General features: G+C 73.3%; 21 protein-coding genes and 1 pseudogene. 9 read left to right on the top strand and 13 right to left on the bottom strand.

The genetic code is table 11. The features are described from left to right. Both CNO22_RS16765 and rpsD read right to left on the bottom strand, forming a co-directional pair. Window positions 1-496, bottom strand: a 496-nt coding sequence (locus tag CNO22_RS16765) for an RNA 2'-phosphotransferase (protein ID WP_100500446.1), incomplete at its 3' end; no start/stop codon positions are given. Between the two features lie 10 nt (window positions 497-506). Next, window positions 507-1,109: a 30S ribosomal protein S4 gene (gene rpsD / locus CNO22_RS16760; protein WP_100500445.1), complete on the bottom strand. Its 603-nt coding sequence runs from the start codon at window positions 1,107-1,109 to the stop codon at window positions 507-509. A gap of 62 nt (window positions 1,110-1,171) precedes the next feature. On the opposite strand from rpsD, the gene CNO22_RS16755 reads away from it, so the two are divergent. After that, on the top strand, window positions 1,172-1,921 hold the full coding sequence (locus tag CNO22_RS16755) for a DUF2470 domain-containing protein (RefSeq protein WP_100500444.1): 750 nt from the start codon (window positions 1,172-1,174) through the stop codon (window positions 1,919-1,921). Window positions 1,922-2,010: 89 nt separating this feature from the next. On the opposite strand, the gene CNO22_RS16750 is transcribed toward CNO22_RS16755, so the two are convergent. From CNO22_RS16750 to CNO22_RS16740, 3 genes are all read right to left on the bottom strand, one after another. Beyond that, window positions 2,011-2,619, bottom strand: coding sequence for a hypothetical protein (locus tag CNO22_RS16750; protein ID WP_100500443.1), 609 nt, complete (start codon window positions 2,617-2,619; stop codon window positions 2,011-2,013). A gap of 109 nt (window positions 2,620-2,728) precedes the next feature. Beyond that, complete coding sequence (locus CNO22_RS16745; protein ID WP_100500442.1) at window positions 2,729-4,126, bottom strand: YlbE family protein; 1,398 nt, start codon at window positions 4,124-4,126, stop codon at window positions 2,729-2,731. Further along, entirely contained in the window at window positions 4,123-5,595 is a 1,473-nt protein-coding gene (locus CNO22_RS16740; RefSeq protein ID WP_100500441.1) for an FdrA family protein, read from the bottom strand. Before CNO22_RS16740 ends, CNO22_RS16745 begins: the two co-directional genes overlap by 4 nt. Before the next feature lie 174 nt (window positions 5,596-5,769). Here CNO22_RS16740 and CNO22_RS16735 point away from each other — a divergent pair, with 174 nt between their 5' ends. The 6 genes from CNO22_RS16735 to CNO22_RS16710 all read left to right on the top strand — a co-directional run bounded on the left by CNO22_RS16735 (window position 5,770) and on the right by CNO22_RS16710 (window position 13,191). Beyond that, window positions 5,770-7,245, top strand: a complete 1,476-nt coding sequence (locus CNO22_RS16735) for a uracil-xanthine permease family protein (protein WP_100500440.1) — start codon at window positions 5,770-5,772, stop codon at window positions 7,243-7,245. Next, a complete protein-coding gene (locus CNO22_RS16730; RefSeq protein ID WP_100500439.1) occupies window positions 7,242-8,117 on the top strand; it encodes an FAD binding domain-containing protein in 876 nt (291 codons plus the stop codon). Before CNO22_RS16735 ends, CNO22_RS16730 begins: the two co-directional genes overlap by 4 nt. After that, window positions 8,114-8,692 (top strand): (2Fe-2S)-binding protein, encoded by a 579-nt coding sequence (locus CNO22_RS16725; RefSeq protein ID WP_232807100.1) that lies wholly within the window; start codon window positions 8,114-8,116, stop codon window positions 8,690-8,692. Before CNO22_RS16730 ends, CNO22_RS16725 begins: the two co-directional genes overlap by 4 nt. Then, the gene (cutA, locus tag CNO22_RS16720; RefSeq protein ID WP_100500438.1) at window positions 8,689-11,103 is read left to right on the top strand and encodes an aerobic carbon-monoxide dehydrogenase large subunit; all 2,415 of its coding nucleotides are present in this window, start codon (window positions 8,689-8,691) and stop codon (window positions 11,101-11,103) included. Before CNO22_RS16725 ends, cutA begins: the two co-directional genes overlap by 4 nt. Next, window positions 11,100-11,762 carry an SRPBCC family protein gene (locus CNO22_RS16715; protein WP_100500437.1) on the top strand — a complete coding sequence of 221 codons (663 nt, stop codon included), beginning with the start codon at window positions 11,100-11,102 and terminating at the stop codon, window positions 11,760-11,762. The genes cutA and CNO22_RS16715 overlap by 4 nt, the downstream gene beginning before the upstream one ends. 589 nt (window positions 11,763-12,351) lie before the next feature. Next, window positions 12,352-13,191: an IS5 family transposase gene (locus CNO22_RS16710; protein WP_100500436.1), complete on the top strand. Its 840-nt coding sequence runs from the start codon at window positions 12,352-12,354 to the stop codon at window positions 13,189-13,191. Window positions 13,192-13,420: 229 nt separating this feature from the next. Here the strand turns inward: CNO22_RS16710 and CNO22_RS16705 are convergent, their stop codons facing one another. The 6 genes and pseudogenes from CNO22_RS16705 to CNO22_RS16680 form a co-directional block, all read right to left on the bottom strand. Beyond that, a complete protein-coding gene (locus CNO22_RS16705) occupies window positions 13,421-14,368 on the bottom strand; it encodes an oxidoreductase (protein WP_100500435.1) in 948 nt (315 codons plus the stop codon). A 12-nt stretch (window positions 14,369-14,380) separates the two neighbouring features. Further along, the gene (locus CNO22_RS16700; protein WP_198588391.1) at window positions 14,381-14,767 is read right to left on the bottom strand and encodes a type II toxin-antitoxin system VapC family toxin; all 387 of its coding nucleotides are present in this window, start codon (window positions 14,765-14,767) and stop codon (window positions 14,381-14,383) included. Then, entirely contained in the window at window positions 14,760-14,978 is a 219-nt protein-coding gene (locus CNO22_RS16695) for a type II toxin-antitoxin system CcdA family antitoxin (protein ID WP_198588390.1), read from the bottom strand. Before CNO22_RS16695 ends, CNO22_RS16700 begins: the two co-directional genes overlap by 8 nt. 44 nt (window positions 14,979-15,022) lie before the next feature. After that, window positions 15,023-15,589, bottom strand: a pseudogene (locus CNO22_RS16690) (peroxiredoxin family protein); the annotation flags it as partial. A gap of 144 nt (window positions 15,590-15,733) precedes the next feature. Then, the gene (locus tag CNO22_RS16685; RefSeq protein ID WP_100500432.1) at window positions 15,734-16,852 is read right to left on the bottom strand and encodes a serine hydrolase domain-containing protein; all 1,119 of its coding nucleotides are present in this window, start codon (window positions 16,850-16,852) and stop codon (window positions 15,734-15,736) included. 58 nt (window positions 16,853-16,910) lie between these two features. After that, window positions 16,911-18,251, bottom strand: a complete 1,341-nt coding sequence (locus CNO22_RS16680; protein WP_100500431.1) for a C15 family peptidase — start codon at window positions 18,249-18,251, stop codon at window positions 16,911-16,913. 237 nt (window positions 18,252-18,488) lie between these two features. On the opposite strand from CNO22_RS16680, the gene CNO22_RS16675 reads away from it, so the two are divergent. Beyond that, a complete protein-coding gene (locus CNO22_RS16675; protein ID WP_100500430.1) occupies window positions 18,489-19,691 on the top strand; it encodes a sensor domain-containing phosphodiesterase in 1,203 nt (400 codons plus the stop codon). Window positions 19,692-19,707: 16 nt separating this feature from the next. Here the strand turns inward: CNO22_RS16675 and CNO22_RS16670 are convergent, their stop codons facing one another. Both CNO22_RS16670 and CNO22_RS16665 read right to left on the bottom strand, forming a co-directional pair. Further along, window positions 19,708-20,094, bottom strand: coding sequence for a PPOX class F420-dependent oxidoreductase (locus tag CNO22_RS16670; protein ID WP_232807099.1), 387 nt, complete (start codon window positions 20,092-20,094; stop codon window positions 19,708-19,710). Continuing rightward, complete coding sequence (locus CNO22_RS16665) at window positions 20,091-20,516, bottom strand: DUF6069 family protein (protein ID WP_100500428.1); 426 nt, start codon at window positions 20,514-20,516, stop codon at window positions 20,091-20,093. Before CNO22_RS16665 ends, CNO22_RS16670 begins: the two co-directional genes overlap by 4 nt. Window positions 20,517-20,610: 94 nt before the next feature. Between CNO22_RS16665 and CNO22_RS16660 the strand changes: the two genes are divergently transcribed. Beyond that, the gene (locus CNO22_RS16660; protein WP_100500427.1) at window positions 20,611-21,042 is read left to right on the top strand and encodes a MarR family winged helix-turn-helix transcriptional regulator; all 432 of its coding nucleotides are present in this window, start codon (window positions 20,611-20,613) and stop codon (window positions 21,040-21,042) included. Window positions 21,043-21,137: the final 95 nt, after the last annotated feature.

Genomic DNA, 21,137 nt, shown 5'->3' with positions numbered 1-21,137 from the left:
CGCCGTTCGCCGAGCGCGTGAAGACGGCGCCGTCGCGGGCCATGCCCGCCGCGTCGACCCGGAGGACGATGGCCTTCCCACCCACCCCACCGTGGCGCGCCCCGACCCGCCGGGCCGTGGCCTCGTCCGGACTCAGGTGCACCGCGTGCCGGCGTCCGGGGCGCAGGCCCTCGGCCTCGATGGCCGGCAGGTTCCGCTCCGCCGTCCCGTGGAAGAGCACCGGCGGCGGGTCCTCGGCGGCGTAGCCCAGGTCCACGGCGACGCTGTGGCCCTGGCTGGCGCGGATCCGCGTGCCCGTCTCGTCGAGGGCGAACCGGCGCTTGTCGTTCGTGGCGACGACGTGCTCGAGCTCCGCGCGGGTCCAGCCGAGGGCGGCCAGCAGGGCCTCGACGTCCGCCCAGCCGGCCGCGTCGAGGGTCAGCCCGACGCTGCCGGGGGCGTGGCGCAGCACGTAGGAGAGCCGCTTGCTGCGCCGGACGACGTCGCGGGGGTCCACGGGACCGGGATCAGCGGGAGTAGTGCTCGACGACGAGCTGCTCCTCGCAGACCACCGGCACCTCGTCGCGGTCGGGCATCCGGTCGACGCGGGCGACCAGGTCGGCCAGGCGCACCTCCAGGTAGGCGGGCGCGGTGGCGTGCGCCCCGGAGGCGGCGACGACGAACGGCTCCTTGGTCCTGGACTTCTCGGCGATCTGCACGAAGTCGCCGGGCTGGAGCCGGTAGGAGGGGCGGTCGACGCGCTTGCCGTTGACCAGCACGTGCTGGTGGGTGACGAACTGGCGCGCCTGGTAGATGGTGCGCGCGAAGCCGGCCCGCAGCACGGTGGCGTCGAGCCGGGACTCGAGGTCCTGGATCAGCGCCTCGCCGGTCTTGCCGCCGGTGCGCCGGGCCCGGTCGAAGGCGGCGCGCAGCTGCGTCTCGCTGATGTCGTACTGCGCCCGCAGCCGCTGCTTCTCGCGCAGCCGGGTCGAGTAGTCGCTCTCCTTGCGGCGCTTGCGGCCGTGCTCGCCGGGCGGGTACGGACGGCGCTCGAAGTACTCGACGGCCTTCGGCGTGAGCGGGATGCCGAGGGCGCGGCTGATCCGGACCTTGGGACGAGGGGTGTTCACGAGACCTCCAAGTTTGGTTAGGCTCACCTTATTCCATGTTGTCGAGACCCCCAGGGAGCCCCATGACCGCCGGTCCGACACCCCCACCGGTGCAGCCGGGCTGCCGCTCGGCAGCCGCCGAGCGGGCGCGCACGGTCGCGACCCGGCCGGCCGCCTCGGTGCAGGCCCTGGGTCTGGGCACCAGCCGGCTGCTCGCCGCGGCCACCCTGGAGGACGGGCGGGTGCTGGTCGTCGTCCCCCGGTCCGGCGGGCTGGCGACGGCGGTCCGCGAGGCCCCGGACGGCGACCTCGCGGCGAAGGTCACGGTGACCTCCCGCTCGGCCCGGCCGCTGCGCAACCCGCTGCGCGCGCGACTCGAGCTCGCCGGCTGGCTGACGCCGGTGCCCGCCGAGGACGAGGCCGAGCTGGCGCTGGCCTTCGCCGTCGTCCGCCCGGACCCCGTGCTGCTCGACGTCGGGCTCACCGCGACGCTGCTGCGCCTCGACGTCGCCGAGGTGCTGCTGCACGAGGGCGGCGGCTGGACCGAGGTCACGCCCGAGGAGTACGCCGCCGCCCGGCCCGACCCGCTGGGCGCCGCCGAGGACGACCTGGTCGCCGAGCACGCCGGCCCGCTCGCCGCGCTCTGCGCCCGGGTGCAGGCGTGGGCCGGCGACGACCGGGTGCACCTGCTCGGCCTGGACCGGCACGGGGTGCTGTTCCGGGTCGAGCCCCGCACCGGCTGCTACGACCTGCGCACGCCGTTCCCCGCCCCGCTCACGTCGACCGGGGAGCTGTCGGCCGCCGTCCGCACGCTGCTGACCTGCGTCCGCTGAGGCCTTCCTGCGCGGCGAGATCGGCGGTCTCGTGGTGATCAGAGGCTGATGGCCACGAGACCGCCGATCTCGTCGGGAGCCGCGGGACCTCAGCGGCGGGCGAACCAGCTGTCCTCGGGCAGGTCCGGCGGGGACGGCGGCTCATGGGATCCGGACTCCGGCGCCTCCCACGGCCACAGCGTGAGGACGTCGTCGGCGGCCCGCCGCAGCGCGGCCCCGTCGAGCTCGACCGCCGTCTCGCCGATACCGAGCTCGGGGCAGCGGACGACGACCCGCAGGGGCGCCTCGGGCGGGAGCGGGGACAGCCACCACGACTGGTCGATCGAGGTGTCCCCACCCCCGCCACCGCCGGAGTGGAAGACGATGCCCTCGCTGCTCGCCCCCGGCACGTTGCTCGCGCGCCGCCCGTCGGCGAACTCGACGCCCATGAGGAAGCGGCCACCGCGCGGGCCGTGGTCCCACACCAGCTCGTTGAGGGTGTGGTCGAGGCGGCGCAGCGCGGACGCGCGCACCCGGACGGTCAGGTGGAACGACACCCCGGTCGTGGAGACCTGCAGGCCGAGCAACGCCACCGCGACGTCGTCCGTGCGCGCGAGCAGCACGTTCTGCGGGAGGGCGACCGGCACCTCGTTGTCCGGCGGGCCCATCCGCCGGTAGAGGTCGTCGTCCGGCTCGACGTGCTCCCCGATGCTCCACATGATCAGCAGCCTGGCGGGTGGCCGTCCGCCCCGGCAAGCGACATCGAGTGCGGCGATCTCGTGGTGATCAGCGGCTGATGACCACGAGTTCGTCGCACTCGGCGAGCGGTCACGCCGTGCGGGACTCCTGCGCCAGGGCGGCCAGCGCCTGCTCGAAGCACTGCTGCGGCGGCTGCACCAGCCCGGCGCCCACCTGGCCCGTGCCGGCGACCCGCCCGGCCATGCCGGTGTTGATCTGCGGCAGCCAGCCGGTGCGGGCGACGGCGAGGACGTCGATGCCGGTCGGGGAGCCGCGGAAGCCGAGGATCGGCACCTGCATCGCCGGGTTCTCGGCCAGGGTCAGCTGGTACATCCGCTCGGTCGTGGCCAGCGCGTCGGGCACGGTGCCGCCGACGAACCGGACGATCGCCGGGGCCGCGGCCATGGTGAAGCCGCCGACGCCGTAGGTCTCCATGATCGCGGAGTCGCCAATGTCGGGGTTGGCGTCGTCCGGGCCGTAGTCGCCGAGGAACAGGCCCACCGGGGTGTTGGCCGGGCCGGTGAACCAGCGGTCGCCGGTGCCGGCGGTCCGGATGCCGAACTCGGTCCCGTTGCGGGACATCACGGTGACCATCGTCGAGCCGGACACGTCCCGCGCGGCGTCGAGAGCGAGCTTCGCCGTCGGCATCCCGAGGTTGAGGAAGAAGTGCTCGTTGCCGCCGATGAAGCGCAGCACCGCGGCGATGTCGGAGGACGGCGCGTCGACCTCCACGACCGCCGGGGACAGCTCGCGCAGCGTCATCAGCGAGCCGGCCCGGTTGCGGTTGTGCCCCTCGTCGCCCATCTGCAGCATCTGCGCGAGCACGGCCTTGACGTCCAGCGGCTCGGCCATCGAGCGGACGGCGGCCTGCAGCACCGGCCCGAGGACGTCGCGCATCCAGGCGAGCCGGGTGAGCACCTCGTCGTTGTAGGCGCCCATCCGCAGCACCTTGCCCAGGCCCTCGTTGAGGTTGCAGAACGCCTGGCCGCCGGTCACCGGGTCCTCCAGGCACCACAGCCACATGGACGGCGAGGTGACCCCGGCCATCGGACCGACGGTGCGGTGGTGGTGGCAGGGGTCGAGGGCGACCTCCCCCGCGGCGAGGACCCGCTCGGCGTCCTCGACACTCGACGCCCAGCCCTCGAACAGGCAGGCGCCGATCAGCGCGCCGCGCAGGGGGCCGGACGCGTCGTCCCACCCGATCGGCGGGCCGGCGTGCAGCAGGGTGCGGTCGGGCAGGCCGAGCACGTCCCGCGCCGGACGGACGTCGACCAGCCGGGACCCCGCGGCCATCACCCGCTCGACGGCGGTGCGGTTGGCCGCCGCCCGGCGCCGGTCGAGCGCGAGGGCGGCGAGGTCGGCCGGGTCGCCGAAGCCGGGCGGGCGCCAGTCGACGTCGTGCACGTCAGCGCCCTGGGCGCGCAGCGCGGCGGAGAAGACGTCGACGCCCGCGGCGACGACGGCCGGCGGTCCGGAGAGCAAACTCATCGCGCGACTCCCAGCAGCTCGAGCGCGTGCCGGGTGGCCTGCGCGTTGGAGGCGAAGACGGCCGCACCGGCCGCGGCGAGCGCGTCGGCCTGGCGCGACCAGCCCTGCGGGTCGGCCTCAGTGCCGACCAGCGCGACGACGGCGGGCAGGCCGGCGGCCCGCAGCGCGGGGGCCAGGGTCGCGGCCGGGTCGGGGTCGGCGCCGTACCCGAGGACGACGTCCAGGAGCACGACGGCCGGTTCCCCCGACGCCGCGATCCGCGCCAGCGCCTCGAGCCGCAGCGTCGGGTCGATCATCGGGTGCGCCCGGCCGACGGTCAGCGCGTCGTCCCCGAAGTCGATCACCACGGAGTCCGGGGCGGACAGGTCCGTCCCGAGGTCGAGCTCCGGGCGCAGCGGGGTGTTGGACCGGACGTCGCCGAGCACGGGAGCGGCGAGCAGCATCGCCTCGTCGGCGAGTGTGCCGCCCGAGTAGAGCCCCTTGAGGACGGCGCCGGGGGCGGCCTGCAGTGCGGCCGGACGCGAGGGCCACTCCGGCACCGTGACGCCCATGTCGGCCAGCAGCGCCTCGACGGCGGCGGTCAGGTCGGGGTTCTCCGGCGACAGCGCGGCCGAGCGGACGGGGACGGAGAGGCCCTCGGCGGCGGCCCGGACCGCCGCGGCCACCGACGGCGCGGGCGGCTTGGACACCAGGAGCACCCGCTCGGTGGCCGGGTCGGCGTCGAGCAGGGCCAGCGCGTCGAGGGTGGCCAGCCCGCCGACGGCCTCGGAGAGGTCGCGGCCGCCCACGCCGAGGACGTGCGAGACCCCGACGCCGGCCGCGTCGAGGAGGCACGACACCTGCTGGGCGCCCGTGCCCGACGCCGCGACCATCCCGACCGGGCCGGGGCGCACTACGTTGGCGAACCCGAGGGCCAGCCCCGAGACGATCGCCGTCCCGCAGTCGGGGCCCATGACGAGCACGCCGGCCTCGTGCGCGGCCCGCTTGAGGGCGACCTCGGCCTCCACCGGGACCCCGTCGGAGAAGACCAGCACGCTGCCGCCGGCGGCGATCGCGTCGGCGGCCTCGGCCACCGCGTACGGCCCCGGGACGCTGACGACGGCGAGCGCCGGGCCGTCGCTGCCCAGCGCGTCGAGGCCCGCGCCGATGGTGCGCAGCGGCACCGCCTGGGCGGGGCCGGCGGTGCGCTCGCGGGCGGCCAGCGCGGTGTCGACGGCGGCGACCGCGGCGGCCAGCGCGTCGTCGTCCACGGCCTCGATCGCGATCAGGAGTTGGTCGGGCGAGGCGCCGTCCCCAGGAGCCAGGCCCATGCCGGCGGCGAGCTCGAGGTTCAGCGGCGTGGCCATCGCGACGAGCACCGCGGTGACCCCCTCGCGGGCGCCGACGTCCCGGCTGACCTGCATCAGCCGGACCGAGTCGGCGTACACGCCGCTGCGCAGGGAGACGTGGCGGACGGGGGGTTCGGTCACCTCGCCGACCGTACCGGCGGAATGTCTCAGCGATAAGACACCGGCGCAACAACGATTTAGCACTGAGGTACTTCCGCCCTGTCAGTCAGGCGTGTCACATTGGCGCCCCCTGGGTGCCGGCAACCGCTGTTCCGCGGCGCCGGCCACGCCCAGGAGCAGGTCGAGGAGGCGGTCATGGCGTTCGGCTGGAAGCTCTACGGGGACGGGAAGACCCCGCCGCTGGGTGAGGCGGTGGCCCCGGACGAGCGGTTGTCCTGGCCGCGGACCGTCGGCATCGGCGCGCAGCACGTCGTCGCGATGTTCGGCGCGACCTTCGTCTTCCCGATCGTCATGGGGCTGGACCCCAACCTGGCGATCATGATGAGCGGGATCGCGACGATCATCTTCCTGCTCATGGTCAACGGGAAGGTGCCGAGCTACCTGGGCACCAGCGCGTCGTTCGTGGGTGGCGTGGTCGCGGTCCGGGCCTCGGGCGGCGACTCCTCCGACGTCGTCGGCGCCATCCTGGTCTCCGGTGTCGTGCTGGCCCTGGTCGGCGTGCTCATCCACTTCGCCGGCGTGCGCTTCCTGCACGCGGTCCTGCCGCCGGCGGTCACCGGCGCGGTGGTCCTGCTGATCGGCTTCAACCTGGCCCCGGTCGTCGCCGGCATCTACTGGCCGCAGGACCAGTGGGTGGCGCTGGCCACGATGGCGTTCGTCATCGTCGCCTCGCTGCTGCTCCGGGGGTTCTGGGCACGCATCTCCATCCTGCTGGGCCTGGTCTTCGGGTATCTGCTGTCGGTCCTCCTCGACGCGACCGTCGGTCAGATCACCTCTCCCGACGGCACCGGCACGGTGAGCACCCGCGACCGGATCAACTTCGACTCGGTCGTCGACGCCCCCTGGTTCGGCGCCCCCGACTTCACCGCGCCGTCCTTCTCGCTCAACTTCAGCCTGCTCGTGCTGCCGGCGGTCATCGCGCTGATCGCGGAGAACACCGGGCACGTCAAGGCGGTCGCCGAGATGACCAAGCGCGACCTCGACCCCTACATGGGCCGGGCCATCGCGGCCGACGGCGTCGCCACCGTCATGGCCACCTCGGTCGGCGGCTCCCCGACGACCACCTACGCGGAGAACATCGGCGTCATGGCCGCCACCCGCGTCTACTCGACGGCGGCCTACTACGTGGCCGCGGTCGTGGCGATCCTGCTGGGCCTGTGCCCGAAGTTCGGCGCGCTCATCAACATCGTCCCGGGCGGCGTGCTCGGCGGGATCACCGTCGTCCTCTACGGGATGATCGGCCTGCTCGGCGCCAAGATCTGGAAGGAGAACCGGGTCGACTTCGCCAACCCGATCAACCTGGTGCCGCTCGCCGCGGGGATCATCATCGCGATCGGCGACGTCCAGCTGGTCTTCTCCGAGTCCTTCTCCCTCGGCGGCATCGCGCTGGGCTCGATCGTGGCGGTCGTCGGCTGGCACGTGGCCCGCGCTCTCGCGCCGGCCGAGATGAGGGCCGCGCTGGACGCCGAGCGGGAGTTCGTCGGCGGCACCGGTCCCGCGCTCGGCCACACGGGTGCGCACGACTACGGCGCCGACCCCTCGTCGGTCGACGAGGTGGGGCGCCCGGGTGTGACCGGCTCGACGACGCCCGGGGAGACCCGCTCCCGGTGAAGCCCGCGCCCTTCCGGTACGCCGACCCCCGCTCGGTGCCCGAGGCCCTCGAGGTCCTCGCCGCCGAGGAGGGCGCCAAGGTGCTGGCCGGCGGGCAGTCGCTGCTGCCGCTGCTGTCGATGCGGCTCGCGGCGCCGGCCACGCTGGTCGACCTCAACCGGGTGCCCGGCCTCGACACCGTCGAGGTCACCGGGGACGGCGTGCGGGTGGGGGCGCTCGTGCGGCACGCGGGGCTGCTGACGCACGGGGGCGCCGCCCGGGTGCAGCCACTGCTGGCCCGGGCGACGGCGAACGTCGCCCACCCGGCGATCCGCAACCGGGGGACGACGGTCGGCTCGATCGCGCACGCCGACCCCGCCGGGGAAATGACGTCGGTGCTGGCGCTGACCGGCGGGTCGGTGACCGTGGCGTCGCCGTCCGGCGAGCGCGTCGTCGGCTGGCGAGATCTGTTCGTCGGCCCGCTGGAGACCTCGCTGCCGGCCGCCTCCGTCGTCACCTCCGCCTTCTTCCCGGCGCTGCCGCCGCGCTCGGGCACCGCCTTCGCCGAGGTGGCCCGCCGGAGGGGCGACTACGCGGTGTGCGGCGCGGGCGTCGTCGTCACCCTCGACGAGGACCGCCGCGTCGCCGCCGTCCGCGCGTCTTATGTCTCGGTGGGCCTGACCCCCGAGGTGCACGACCTCACCGACGCCGTCGCCGGCTCCCCGGTGGAGAAGGCCGACTGGGCGGCGGCCGGCGCGCTGGCCCGCACGCTGGTCGAGCCGGACGGCGACCTGCACGCCAGCGCCGACTACCGCCGCCTGCTGGTGGGCGTGCTGACCGAGCGGACGCTGACGTCCGCGGCCGACGAGGCCGTCGAGAGGACCCCCGCATGACCGTCTCCGTCGACACCGAGCGGACCGTCCGGCTGACCGTGAACGGTGTTCCACGTGAAGCCACCGTGCCGGTGCGACGGCTGCTGTCCGACGCACTGCGGCACGACCTCGGGCTGACCGGCACGCACGTCGGCTGCGAGCACGGCGTCTGCGGGGCGTGCACCGTGCTGGTGGACGGCGCCCCGGTCCGCTCGTGCCTGGTGCTCGCCGTGCAGGTGGAGGGGGCGTCGGTCACGACCGTCGAGGGGCTGGCCCGCGACGACGGGCGGGGCGGGCAGGTGCTGCACCCGGTCCAGGAGGCGTTCCGCGAGTGCCACGCGCTGCAGTGCGGCTTCTGCACGCCGGGCTTCCTGGTGACGATCGCCGCCGGGCTCGAGGCGCGGGACGCGGCCGGGGAGATCACCGACGAGGAGGTCTACGACCTGGTCGGCGGCAACCTCTGCCGGTGCACCGGCTACGCGAACATCAAGAAGGCCGTCCGGCACGCGGCCGCCACGATGGCCATTTCCGCGGAAACCGCCGCCGGTCCCCCGGCGATTTCCGCGGAAACCGCCGCCGAAGGGGGCGAGCGATGACGACGAAGCTGTTCGGCGAGCCGGTCCGCCGCCGCGAGGACGCCCGGCTCATCACCGGCCGCGGCCGCTACCTCGACGACATCGGCGCCGGCGCGCTCGCCGCCGCTTTCGTGCGCAGCCCGCACGCGCACGCCCGCATCGTGGACGTCGACGTGGACGCCGCCCTCGACGTCGAGGGCCTGGTCGCCATCTACACCTACGAGGACCTCACCGGCCCGCTCGCCGAGCCGCTGCCCGTGCTCATCCCGCACCCGCAGCTGCACGCGCCGCGCACCGGGTACCCGCTGGCCAACGGCGAGGTGAACCACGTCGGCGAGCCGGTCGTGATGGTCGTGGCGACCGACCGGTACGTCGCCGAGGACGCCGCCGAGCGGATCGCCGTCACCTACGAGGAGCTGCCGGTCGTCGTCGGCGTGGACGCCTCACGGGCCGCCCAGCACGCCGTCCACGAGGAGATCCCCGACAACGTCGCCGCCCGGCACCACCAGGAGACCGGGGACGTCGAGCCGGCACTGGCCGCCGCCCCGCACACGCTGTCGTTCACCCAGTACGTCGAGCGCAGCGCCTGCATGCCGCTGGAGGGCAAGGGCGTACACGCGCGGTGGGACGCCGACGACCGCTCGCTGCGGGTGCACACCAGCACGCAGGCCTCGACGTCGGTGCGGGCGGCGATCGCCGCCAAGCTGCAGCTCTCGCTGGATGAGGTCGAGGTGATCGCGCCGGACGTCGGCGGCGGGTTCGGCGTGAAGATCGTGCACCCGTGGCCGGAGGAGCTGCTGGTGCCGATGGCGGCGATCGCGCTGGGCCGCGAGGTGAAGTGGGCCGAGGACCGCCGCGAGCACTTCATCTCCAGCGCCCACGAGCGGCAGCAGCGGCAGGAGGTCAGCGTCGGGTTCGACGACGACGGCCGGATCACCGCGCTCGACGTCCACATCTGGCACGACAACGGCGCGTACACGCCCTACGGGATCATCGTGCCGATCGTGACCGCGACCCAGCTGGTCGGGCCGTACGTGATCCCCGTGTACCGGGTGGTCGTGGAGAGCGTCTACACGAACACGGTCATCGTGACGCCGTACCGCGGAGCCGGGCGGCCGCAGGGCTGCTTCGCGATGGAGCGGACGATGGACCGGATCGCCGATGCGCTCGGCCTGGACCGGGCCGTCGTCCGCGAGCGCAACCTCATCCAGCCCGACCAGTTCCCGTACGACCACCACCTGACGTTCCAGGACGGCCGGCCGGTCATCTACGACTCTGGTGACTACCCGGCGTTGCTCGAGAAGCTGAAGGCGCTGGTCGGGTGGGACGGCGTCGGCGCGCTGCGGGACGACGCCGAGGCGCGCGGCAAGCTGCTCGGCGCCGGGATGGCGCTGTACGTGGAGGGCACCGGGCCGGGCCCGTACGAGGGCGGGCACGTGCAGGTGCTGGGCAGCGGGAAGGTGCTGGTCTCGACCGGGCTGACGACGCAGGGCCAGGGGCACGAGACGTCGTTTGCGCAGATCGTCGCCTCCGAGCTCGGTGTGCCGATCGAGGACGTCGAGGTGACCACCGGCGACACGCGGCGCTTCCCGTACGCGGTCGGCACGTTCGCGTCCCGGGCGGCGGTGATGAGCGGCAACGCCATCGCGCTGGCCGCGCGCGGGGTGCGGGAGAAGGCGCTGCGGATCGCCGCCGACGTCCTGGAGGCCGACCCGGGGGACCTGCAGATCGAGGACGGCGTCGTCCAGGTGCGGGGGACGCCGGGGGCGTCGATCCCGCTGCGGACGGTGGCGGTGCTGTCGAACCCGCTGCGGTACGCGTTCGACGAGGCGGCCAAGCAGGCGACGCAGTTCGCGACGCACGACGACACCAAGCCGCCGGTGGCCCCCGGGGACGCACCGGGGCTGGAGCACCGCGACTACTACTCGCCGCTCCGGTCGACGTTCGCGTCCGGCGCGCACGCGGCGGTGGTGGAGATCGACCCGGCGACGTGGGAGATCGACGTCGTGAACTACGCGGTGGTGCACGACTGCGGCAACGTGGTGAACCCGATGATCGTCGAGGGCCAGGTGCACGGCGGTGTGGCGCAGGGCGTGGGAGGCGCGCTGTACGAGCGGATGGCCTACGACGCCGACGGGCAGCTGCAGAACGCCTCGTTCATGGACTTCCTCATGCCCTACGCCTCCGAGGTCCCCGACATCGTGATCGACCACCAGCAGACGCCGTCGCCGCTGAACCCGCTGGGCATCAAGGGCGCCGGCGAGGCCGGGGTGATCCCGGGGTCGGCGGCGCTGGCGTCGGCGATCGAGGACGCGGTGGGACGGCGGATCACCTCGATGCCGATCTCCCCCACCGAGCTGTACGACCTCATGCGTTCGGAGACGGCCGAACGGACGGCGGCCTTGGACCGCAGGACGGGAGTGGGTGCGTGAACCTCGACGGCTCGGCGGTGCTACAGGGGACGCCGGAGGACGTGTGGTGGGCGCTCACGGACCCCGCGGTGCTGGCGCGGACCATCCCCGGGTGCCTGGCGCTGGAGCGGGTCGGCGAGGACTCCTACCGGATGGACGTCTCCGTGGGCGTCGGGGCGGTGAAGGGCACGTACGCCGGCGAGGTGCACCTGACCGACCAGCAACGGCCGACGTCGTACGTGATGCACGCGTCCGGAGCCGGGGCGCCGGGGCAGGTGCGGGCGACGGTGACGATCGAGCTGGCCCCGTCCGGTGACTCCGCGACGGTGCTGACCTACTCGGCGGACGCGGTGGTGGGTGGCCCGGTGGCCGGGGTGGGCCAGCGGATGATCACCGGCGTCGCCAAGCGGATGGCCGCGCAGTTCTTCACCGCAGTGGACGCCGAACTGGCCGGCGCGGGCGCTGCTACTGCTCCGGCCGCGCGGCGCCCGTCAGCGGCGGCAGTGGGCGAAACGGACGCCGAGGCTCCCGCTGCTGCTCCCCAGCCGCAGGTCTTCACCGGGCGCGCCGGCGTTCCCGCGGGAACGTCCGACCTCCGCACCCTCGCCGTCGGCGCGGTCGGCGGAAGCCTCCTCACCCTGCTCGGCGTCCTGGTCGGCTATCGATTGGGCCGGCGCTAGCGCCTACTTGGAGTAGTAGGGAGAGAGCGCTGAGTAGTATCGCGTCTCGTGGACAGCGCCACCCGCGATGCGTTCAGTCGGTTTCTACGCGCCATGGTCGATTCGATGGTTCATATAATGAGCGGATTGTTCGGCGCATCAGTCGGGGCCTACTTGGCATTCACGATTGCTGCGGCGCAACAACGAACGGGAGCGGAATCTTCCAACGCACCCAACATCTCAACTCTATTAGAAGAGTCCGCTGAGACCTTCGACCAGGTGGCTCGTTTGACCGGGCTGACGGCTGTCGTGGGCGCCGCTTTGCTCCTATTGTGCGTCCTGCTCCGATCAATCTTCAGAGACGGCCCCTCTGAGGCCGATGTCGAGAAGGCCGTCATTCGGGGCCTACGAGTCGAGCGCAATCGACTCGCGGGCAACACGTTTCAGAGCAGTGAGTCGACACCAGTCAGTCAGCCTCGGTCAACGTCAGGCCAGCTAAGAGCCCCCGCCAGTAGGTGCAGTCGTTGCGTTCGGCGTGGTTGATCGTCGAGGGCAGGCACGAGGGCCACGCTCGCGAAGGTGCTAACGCTCCGTGAGCTGTGGACCGCTGGTGCCTGCCGTCCCATCCTGCATCCTTGACCCGCTGCGCGAGCAGTTCCTCGCGCTGCTGCCGCCGCACGTCGATGAGCATCCGCTGGGCTGTCACCGGCCCCGCATCGACGATGCGGTGGTCTTGGACAAACTCGTCGAGGGGCTGGTCTTCGGCGCCGGGTACGAGCGGATCGGCGACGCCGCCTGCTCGGCCACCACCCTGCGCCGCCGCCGGGACGAGTGGATCCGGCTGGGCATCTTCGACCAGCTGCGGCTGGCCGCCCTCGACGCCTACGACAAGATGATCGGCCTGGACCTGGTCGACGTGGCGGTGGACGGCTGCACGACCAAGGCCCCCTGCGGCGGGCAGTGCGCTGGCCGCAGCCCGGTGGACCGGGGCAAGGGCGGCATGAAGCGGTCCCAACTGTGCGACGGCGCCGGCGTGCCGATGGCCACGGTGTCCGCGCCAGCCAACACCGTCGACCACCGCCTGCTGGGCCAGACCTTGGACGCGCTCAAGGACTTCGCACCCCTGCCCGCCGACGTGACCGTGCATCTGGACGCCGGATACGACTACCGGCCCTGCCGAGAAGCACTCGACCAGCGCGGCCTGCTCGGCACCATCGCCTCCCGCGGCACACCGGCGCCGATCCAGGTCGGCAAGCGATGGGTCGTCGAGCGCGCGAACTCCTGGCTCAACGACTTCGGCAGACTTCGCCGCTGCACCGAACGCCGCCACGCGTGCGTCGACGCCTACCTGGCCCTGGCCGTAGCCATCGTCACCGTCCGTGCGCTGCGCCGGGCCGTCTGGCTGCTCTACCGCTGGGACACCCGACCACGATCACGACGCATCCGCTGACCTACTGGCGGGGGCTCTAAGCGAGACGGAGGCGCCATCCACCCTCCGAGCCCCACATGAAGCGCGACAGGAAGCACCCGCGACAAACACTCCAGAATATTGTCAGGCACAGTCGATCGGCCAGGGTCCTCGCAGATCGTCGACTACTCGAATGTCATTCAGGCTAGCCACGGGGGGAGCACTTGTCGGCATGTTCGTCGGTCACTTCCTGGGCCGCCGCCATTAAAGGTCATGTCATCGAGCAGAAGGGTGATTCCGGCACGATCAGCGGGATGCCGGTCTCGCGCTCGGAGACCTGCCACAGGACCTCGATCTGCTCCTGCAGGCTGAACCGGCGCAGGATGGGCCGCCGCACGGCGGGGCCGTGGGAGCCGTACCGCGGCGCGTACAGCTCCCCGCCACGGGCCCGCGGGTCGGTCGCGGCGCGCAGCTGCGGTCGGGCACCCTCGAACGGCGACATCCCCGACCGCGCCGTCATCACCTCGAAGACCGGACCCAGCCAGCCGGCGCCGCCCTCCCGCACCGCACGCGCCTGCAGGTCGGTGTTGGCCAGGCCCGGGTGGGCCAGGAGGCTAGAGGCCCGGACGCCGGTTGAAGCAAACCGCTGCTGCAGCCCCAGCCCGAAGTGCAGGTTGGCCATCTTCGACCGCGCGTAGGCCGACCACGCCCCGTAGCCGCGTCGGAGGTGGACGTCGTCCGGGTCCAGCCGCCGGGCCCGGTGCCGCGCCGTGCTCGTCACCGTCACCACCCGCGCGGCCGGCGCCCGCAGCAGCGCCGGCAGCAGGTGCGCAGTCAGCGCCCAGTGCCCCAGGTGGTTGACGCCGAACTGCATCTCGAACCCGTCGGCCGTCGTCCGCTGCGGCATCGCCATCACCCCGGCGTTGTTGACCAGCAGGTCCACGCGCTCGTGACAGTCCAACACGGAACGGGCCGCCGCCGATACCGACGAGAGGTCGCCCAGGTCCAGCGACACCACCTCCAGCGACGCCGAGGGATGGCTCACCCGGATCCGCTCCTCCGCGGCCGCCGTCTTGTCCGGGTCACGAGCGGCCATCACCACGTGCGCACCCGCGCCGGCCAGCGCCAGCGCCGTCTGCAAACCCAGCCCACCGTTCGCGCCGGTCACCACCGCCGTCCGCCCGGTCAGGTCCGGGATGTCGCGCTCGGTCCAGATCATGCGTCGTCCCCTCTACGCCACCACGACGTCTGCCATGGGCGCGTCCCTCAGCCGACGATCGGTCGTCACGAGCGGTGCGCCCCGAGCAGCCGCCAGCTCGACGTACAACGCATCGGCGAGCCTCAGCTGAGAACGGCGGGCCCAGGCGCCGGTCACCAGCTCCCGCACGGGATGGCGCTCGATCGGGGCGTCGACCACGCGGCCGAGGAGCCGCGTCACCGTGTCGTCGTCCAGGTCGCCTGCCCGGTTCAACCGCCCGAGTGCCGACAGCACCTCGGCGTCGACGTGCCCCGGCGCGTGCAGCGACTGGCCGACCAACCGCGCGCGGACGGCGACGCCCAGCGGGTTCCCCAGCAGCAGGTCCACGAACGCCGAGGCGTCGAGGACCACCTCAGCCATGTCGGGTCGCGGGCTCTTCCCGCGCCGCATCCAGGGCGGCGAGCGCGTCGTCATGCGAGACCTGTGACGACCCGAGGTCGAGTGACGCCAGCCAGGCATCGGTCGTCCGCCCGGCCAGCTCCCGCCTGATGGCCTCCTGTGTCAACGACGAGAGGTTGATTCCTGCCGCCCGCACCGCCGCCGCGAGATCGTCCGGGAGGTAGATGTTCACCCGAGGCATACACACAACATACACACTCGACCTGCCCTCGGCAGCTACCGGCGGTCCGGTGGGTGCTCGGCGCGCCACTCGTCGAACGCCGCGAGGAACGACTCGGCCATCTGCTTCTCGGTGAGCAGCTGCTCGCGGTCGCGCTCATCGACCATCCGCTCGCTCAGCGCGGCGGTGTTGAACCTGATCGCGCGGAAGTACGGGATGAACGACGACGGCTGGAACGCCCGCTTCGACGGCCGAGGCTCGACGTCCGAGGGTTCCCACGGCGCGGGCAGCGGCACCGGATCCAGGCCGAGCCCTTCGACGGCGGCCAGGATCGGCTCGTCGTCCGGACGGTCGGTGAAGTCCCGGGACAGCTCGCGGAACACCTCACTGCCGTCCGGGGCCACCCCGAGGACGAGGGGACGGAAGATCGACGCGTCCTCGTCCCAGGCACCCAGCGGCTTGGCCAGCCGCGAGCCGTCCGGGTCGCTGACCCAGCGGAAGGGCAGGTGCCAGGTGCGGTTCATCGCCAGCTGCACTTCCGGCGGGTCGGTGGAGGCGAGGACCACCTCCGCGCCGGCGTCGGCGAGGCGGGACAGCGATCGGGCCAGGCGGACCGCCTGGGCGCAGCAGTACGGCTACCAGTCGCCGCGCAGACCGATCAGCACGAGGGCGGCGCGCTCGTCGGAGCGCAGGGCCAGCAGGTCGGCGGAGTCCACCCGACGAGCCTAGGAGGACCCGTCGCCGATCGCCCGGTCAGCGGGAACGTCTCACAGCGCCGAGTACACCGCCCGGACGTAGGCCTCGCTGCGGTCGGAGCCGAGCACGCCCGGCGCCATCCGGTTCATCAGGTAGCTGATCGTCAGCCGGCGGTCGAGGTCCATCACGATCATCGACCCGCCCCAGCCGCCCCAGAAGAAGGTCCGCCCCTCGGGCACGTACGGGATCAGCGGCGAACCCAGGCAGTAGCCGATGCCGAATCGGAACGGCTCGCCCAGCACCAGGTCCACGCCGTCGGACTGCTGGTCGAACACCAGGTCGATCGTCTCCGGTGACAGCAGGCCCTCACCACCGAGCGACAGCACCCGCATGACCTGCATCAGGCCGCGCGCGTTGGTGTGCCCGTTGAGCGCGCCCAGGTCCGCGCGGCGCCACTCCGGCGAGTTCGCCGCCTTCGCCGAGGCGACCGGTGCGGTGTAGGTCCTGACCATCACCGACTCCGGGTCCAGCTCCCGCGGGTCCTCGACGGGGTGCGGCGGCGGGACGACGGGCGCGATGCGGTCCCAGTCCGACTCGCGCGCACCGATCTGGAAGTCCGCGCCCAGCGGCCGGGCGATCTCGTCGGCCACGAACTGCTTGAACGAGCTGTTGGCGATCCGCCGGATCACCTCACCGACCAGGTGCCCCTGGTTGTTCGCGTGGTAGCCCGACGCCGTCCCCGGCTCCCACCAGGGCGCCTGCGCGGCCAGCCGCTCGGTCGCGGTCGGCCAGTCGTACATGTCCCGGATGGAGAACGGCCGCTCCCAGCCGGAGACGCCCGACGTGTGCGACAGCAGGTGCCGCACCTCGACGTCCCCCTTGCCCTTGGCCGCGAACTCCGGCCAGTAGTCGGCGACCGGCGCGTACAGGTCCAGCTCCCCGCGCTCGACCAGCAGCAGCGCGGCCAGCGCCAGCACCGTCTTCGTCGTCGACCAGCCGTTGACGATGGTGTCCTCGGTGCAGGGGGTGGTCTGGTCGGGATCGCGGTACCCGCCCCACAGGTCGACGACGGTCTCCCCGTCGAGGTCGACGGCGAGCGACGCGCCCAGCTCCTCGCCGTCCAGACCGCGCTGGAACGCCTCCCGCACGCCGGAGAACCAGTCCTCGCAGCTGCCGTGCACCTCGGCCATGGAGCCTCCTCCTCGCGGCGCGACCGCGCGCCACGAGGATGAGACCACGGCCGCCCGCTCAGGGAGCGGCGGCGCCGGCCGCGGCCACGAGCGCGATCGTCTGGTCGACGACGGCCCTGCGGTCGGCCTCGAACTCCGGACCGGTCAGCACCGCGGGGTCCTCCGGGTACACGAGCGCCGAGATGTGCAGGTGGCCGCCGGGGACGTCCCACGCCTGCATGCCGATCCGCAGCCGGTTGGAGCGGTACATGCTCTCGTTGGAGAGGTAGCTACCGCCGGGGCCGGACGCCGCCCGGGAGCCCTCGGACGGGTCGTCCTGGCAGCGCACCGCCGACGGGGAGGGGAAGGTCCCTGAAGGCCACTCGCAGATCCCGTCGTTGAGCACGACCGGCCAGGGACCGGTGCCGGCGGCGATCATCGCCTCGTAGGGCAGGGTCGTCTCGATCCACTCCGGGGAGTCGAACGGCTGCGGCCAGTGCGACGGCCGGGAGATGGGCCCGAAGAGCATGTTGCGGTTGTTGTCGGGCGAACCACCGCGGGCGTTGGCGGCCCACTGCTCGATGTCCATCCGCCCGCGCCCCGTCTGGCTGATGGTCATGATCAGGTCGGCACGGTCCTCGCCGGTGCCGAGGACCTGGCCGAACGCGTCCTCGACGATGCCCTCGTCGAAGTCGGTCCAGTTCACCGGGAGCACGACCGACTGGACGACGACCGGGCCGGCGTCGGTCTCGAGCGTCCGGCCGTCCAGCTGTAGCGCGGTCGCCCCGGAGGGGTTGGAGTTCCGCAGGCTCTGGTCGAGGCTGTAGGTGTCGAAGCCGCTGATCATCACGCGCTTGGCGTCAGCGGGCGCCTCCGACCAGTCGATGGTGGTGAGCCCCCGGGACGCGTGGTCGAGCAGCTGCACCAGGGCGTTGCGCTGGACGACGCTCAGCTCGACGGGCGCGGCCCACTGGCGCACCGCCCGCGTCATGTGCAGGCGGGCCCAGTACAGCGGCCGGTCGTCGTACCGGTCGATCGTGCCGATCTCCCGCTCACCCTGGGCCCGCGCCAGGGCCAGCTCCCACAGCGCCTCGCCGTGCCGGACGACGAGCTCCTCGGCCGCGGCCAGGTCCGGCGCCGCGCACAGGTCCGTGCCGAACTGCGCCACCGCCTCCTCGAAGCCCGCGGCCCGGAGGAACTGGGCAGCGGCCGACTCGCCCCCCTCGACCAGGGGCTGGCCGATGCGCTGCTCCTCCACCGTGAGCACCGCGTCCTCGGTGGCGCAGGCCGGGGCGTCCGCGCCCACGGCGGCCCGGGACTCCGTCGACGACACCGCCCACAGCGCCGAGGAGGACAACGCGACGGCGGCGGCGACGCCGAGCCATGTGGCGAGCTGAGGGAGCGACCTGGGCTGCGACATCCCGACCTCCGGGGGTCGACGAGCGAGTGGTGACCCTCCTGACTGTTCCGCCGGATCGCCCTGCCCGAAACCCCGTCCCGGCGAGTCGGCGTCCGCCGCGCGGCGAGCGGCGTCCGGGCCGGGCCGGGCCGGCCGGCCCACCCCCTGGGGGTGAGACACGCCCGGATACGGCCGATCCCGTACCGCCCGGGACCTATGGTGCCGATCACGAGGACACGGACGTCCGCTGGAGGGTGTGTGGAACGGGAACGCTCGGAGGCCGAGGCGCAGATCGCCCAGCTGCTGCGGACTGCCCGCCGCAAGCTGGACCTCAGCGTGGCGTTCCTGAGCCGCATCGACGAGCGCACGCGGACGATGCAGGTCGTCGACACGCTGCTCCCGTCCCCGGTCGACGGGTACGCCGGCCCGCGGGACAGCGGCTTCTGCCTGGCGGTGCTCGAGGGCCGGCTCCCCCAGGCCATGCCCGACGTCCGCGACGTCCCCGAGGCCATGGCCCTGCACCCGGCCGACCTGCCGCAGATCCGCGGCCACGTCAGCGTCCCCGTCGTCCTCAGTGACGGCACGGTCTACGGCACCTTCTGCGCCTTCGGGCTGGTCAGCGACCCGGAGGTGACGCACCGCGACCTGGCGCTGATGGAGGTGCTCGCCGACGCCGCGGCCTTGGTGATCGAGCCGCAGATCCGGATCGAGCAGGAGCACGCCGAGATCCGCGAGCGCCTCGAGCCGGTGATGGACGCCGGCGGCCCGGACGTCGTCCTGCAGCCCATCGTCGACCTCTGCACCGGCACCCGCGTCGGCGCCGAGGCCCTCAGCCGCTTCCCGGCCGCGTGGCAGCGCACCCCCGACGTCGTCTTCGACGAGGCCCACCGCATCGGCGCGGGCCACCGGCTGGAGCTGCTCGCCCTCGCCCGCGGCGCCGAGCTGCTCGACCGGGTTCCCGGCTACGTCTCGCTCAACGTCTCGCCGCAGACCCTGCTGACGCCGCAGTGCGGCGAGCTGCTCGAGGGCCTGCCGCTCGACCGCATCGTCCTGGAGCTCTCCGAGCACGACCAGGTCCACGACTACCCGGCCGTCGAAGCAGCCCTGTCCCCGCTGCGTCGACGTGGCATGCGGCTGGCCATCGACGACGTCGGCGCCGGCTTCTCCAGCCTGCGCCACATCGTCATGGCCTGCCCGGACGTGATCAAGATGGACCGCAGCATCGTCAGCGGCGTCGACCACGACCCGATGCTGGCCCGGCTCGCCCAGTCGCTGGTCGAGTTCGCGCACAGCTTCGACGTCAGCGTGGTCGCCGAGGGCGTGGAGACGGCGGCCGAGCACGCCGTCCTGCAGTCCCTCGGGGTGGACGGCGGCCAGGGCTGGCTCTTCGGCCGCCCGGCCCCCGTCGACGCCCTGGTCGAGGCGGGCACCGTGCCGGCCCCCGAGCCGCTCACCGCCTGAACCCGCCACGAACGCCTCAGGTCTCCAGCCCCCAGGAGACGATCGAGCGCGGGTGGATGCGGAGGAGCGCCTCCCCACCGGCCGGCGCCTCGACGGTCTCGGCCACGCCCTGCACGGTGACGCACCGCGGCCGCCACGGCGGCAGGACGTCGTCCACCACGAACGCCGCCCGCGGGTTGGCCTGCGCGTTGCGGTACTTGCGCGTCGCGGCGAACCGGCGTCCGCTGACGTCGATCGTCCCCAGCTCGGCGTTGTAGCTCCACCCCACCGGGACGACGTGCGGCTGCCCCGACGCGTCCGCGGTGGCGAGCCGCCCCAGCCGCCGCTCGCCCAGCAGGTACGCCAGCTCCGCCTCGCTGAAGCGGGCCGTCGCCACCGGGCCCGTACCCACCGGGGGCGTCACCGCCGCACCGCCGCCGGGAGCAGGGCGACCAGCACCGCGGCGACGACCGCGTGCAGCGCCAGCAGGACGACGACCGACGCCGTCCCCACGCCCATCGCGACCGGCCCGCCGAGGGACAGCAGCAGGACGACGACCGCGGCGACACGCCACACCGTCTCCGCCCGCGCGACCGACCGCACCAGCAGCGCGAGCAGCGCCCACCCGAGCAGGCCGGCGACCGCGGCCGCCGCGAGGACGGAGCCGACCCCGACCGTCCGGGTGCCCCCCTCGGTCGCGACCCGCAGGTCCACCCCGAGCAGGGGGACGGCGACGGTCCAGGTGAGGACCGCGGCGCCTGCCGCACCCGCGACCGCCAGGGCAGCGGGGCGGACGGCGACACGGCCGCGGGCGCGGGAGCTCGGAACGCTCGTCGACGTGGTCATGGGACACACCATCTTCCGGTAGGTTCGTTAGCCGCCTAACGAGATGGTCCGGAAGGTTAGGCGCATAACGATCTGGTCGGCAAGAGGGAGCGGCATGGACTTCGCTGAGGCGAAGCGGGTCAACGACGCCGTCCGCGCGCTCGCGATGCGGCACCGCGCCGCCGCGGCGCAGGTGCTCGCCCCGCTCGGGCTGCACCCCGGGCAGGAGGTGCTGCTGCTGGAGCTGCACGCCCACGGGCCGCGCACCCAGGTCCAGCTGGCGACGGCCAGCGGCTGCGAGCCCCCGACGATCACCGGGAGCGTCCGCAGGCTGGAGAGCGCCGGGCTCGTCGTCCGCCGACCGTCGCCCACCGACGGGCGGGTGACCATCGTCGAGCTGTCCGACCGGGGCCGCTCGCTCATGCCCGCCCTCGAGGCCGCCTGGTGCGAGCTGGCCGAGCGCACCGTCGCGGGGCTGTCCACCGACCCCGACCGGCTCACCGCCACGCTCGGCGAGATGGCCGCGGCCCTCTACCGGCGCGACTGAATGCCATGAAGACGGGGGCCTCCCCCCGGATCACGCTTGCGGTGAGAGCCGGCAGGTGTGACGGAAGGAGGCCCGGTCCTCATGTTGCACGTTGG

The sequence above is a fragment of the Geodermatophilus chilensis genome (assembly GCF_002802985.1).
In the GTDB taxonomy this organism is placed as follows: domain Bacteria; phylum Actinomycetota; class Actinomycetes; order Mycobacteriales; family Geodermatophilaceae; genus Geodermatophilus; species Geodermatophilus chilensis.
Note: the sequence above shows the minus strand (reverse complement) of the source record. Positions and strands in the feature narration are given on the sequence as shown.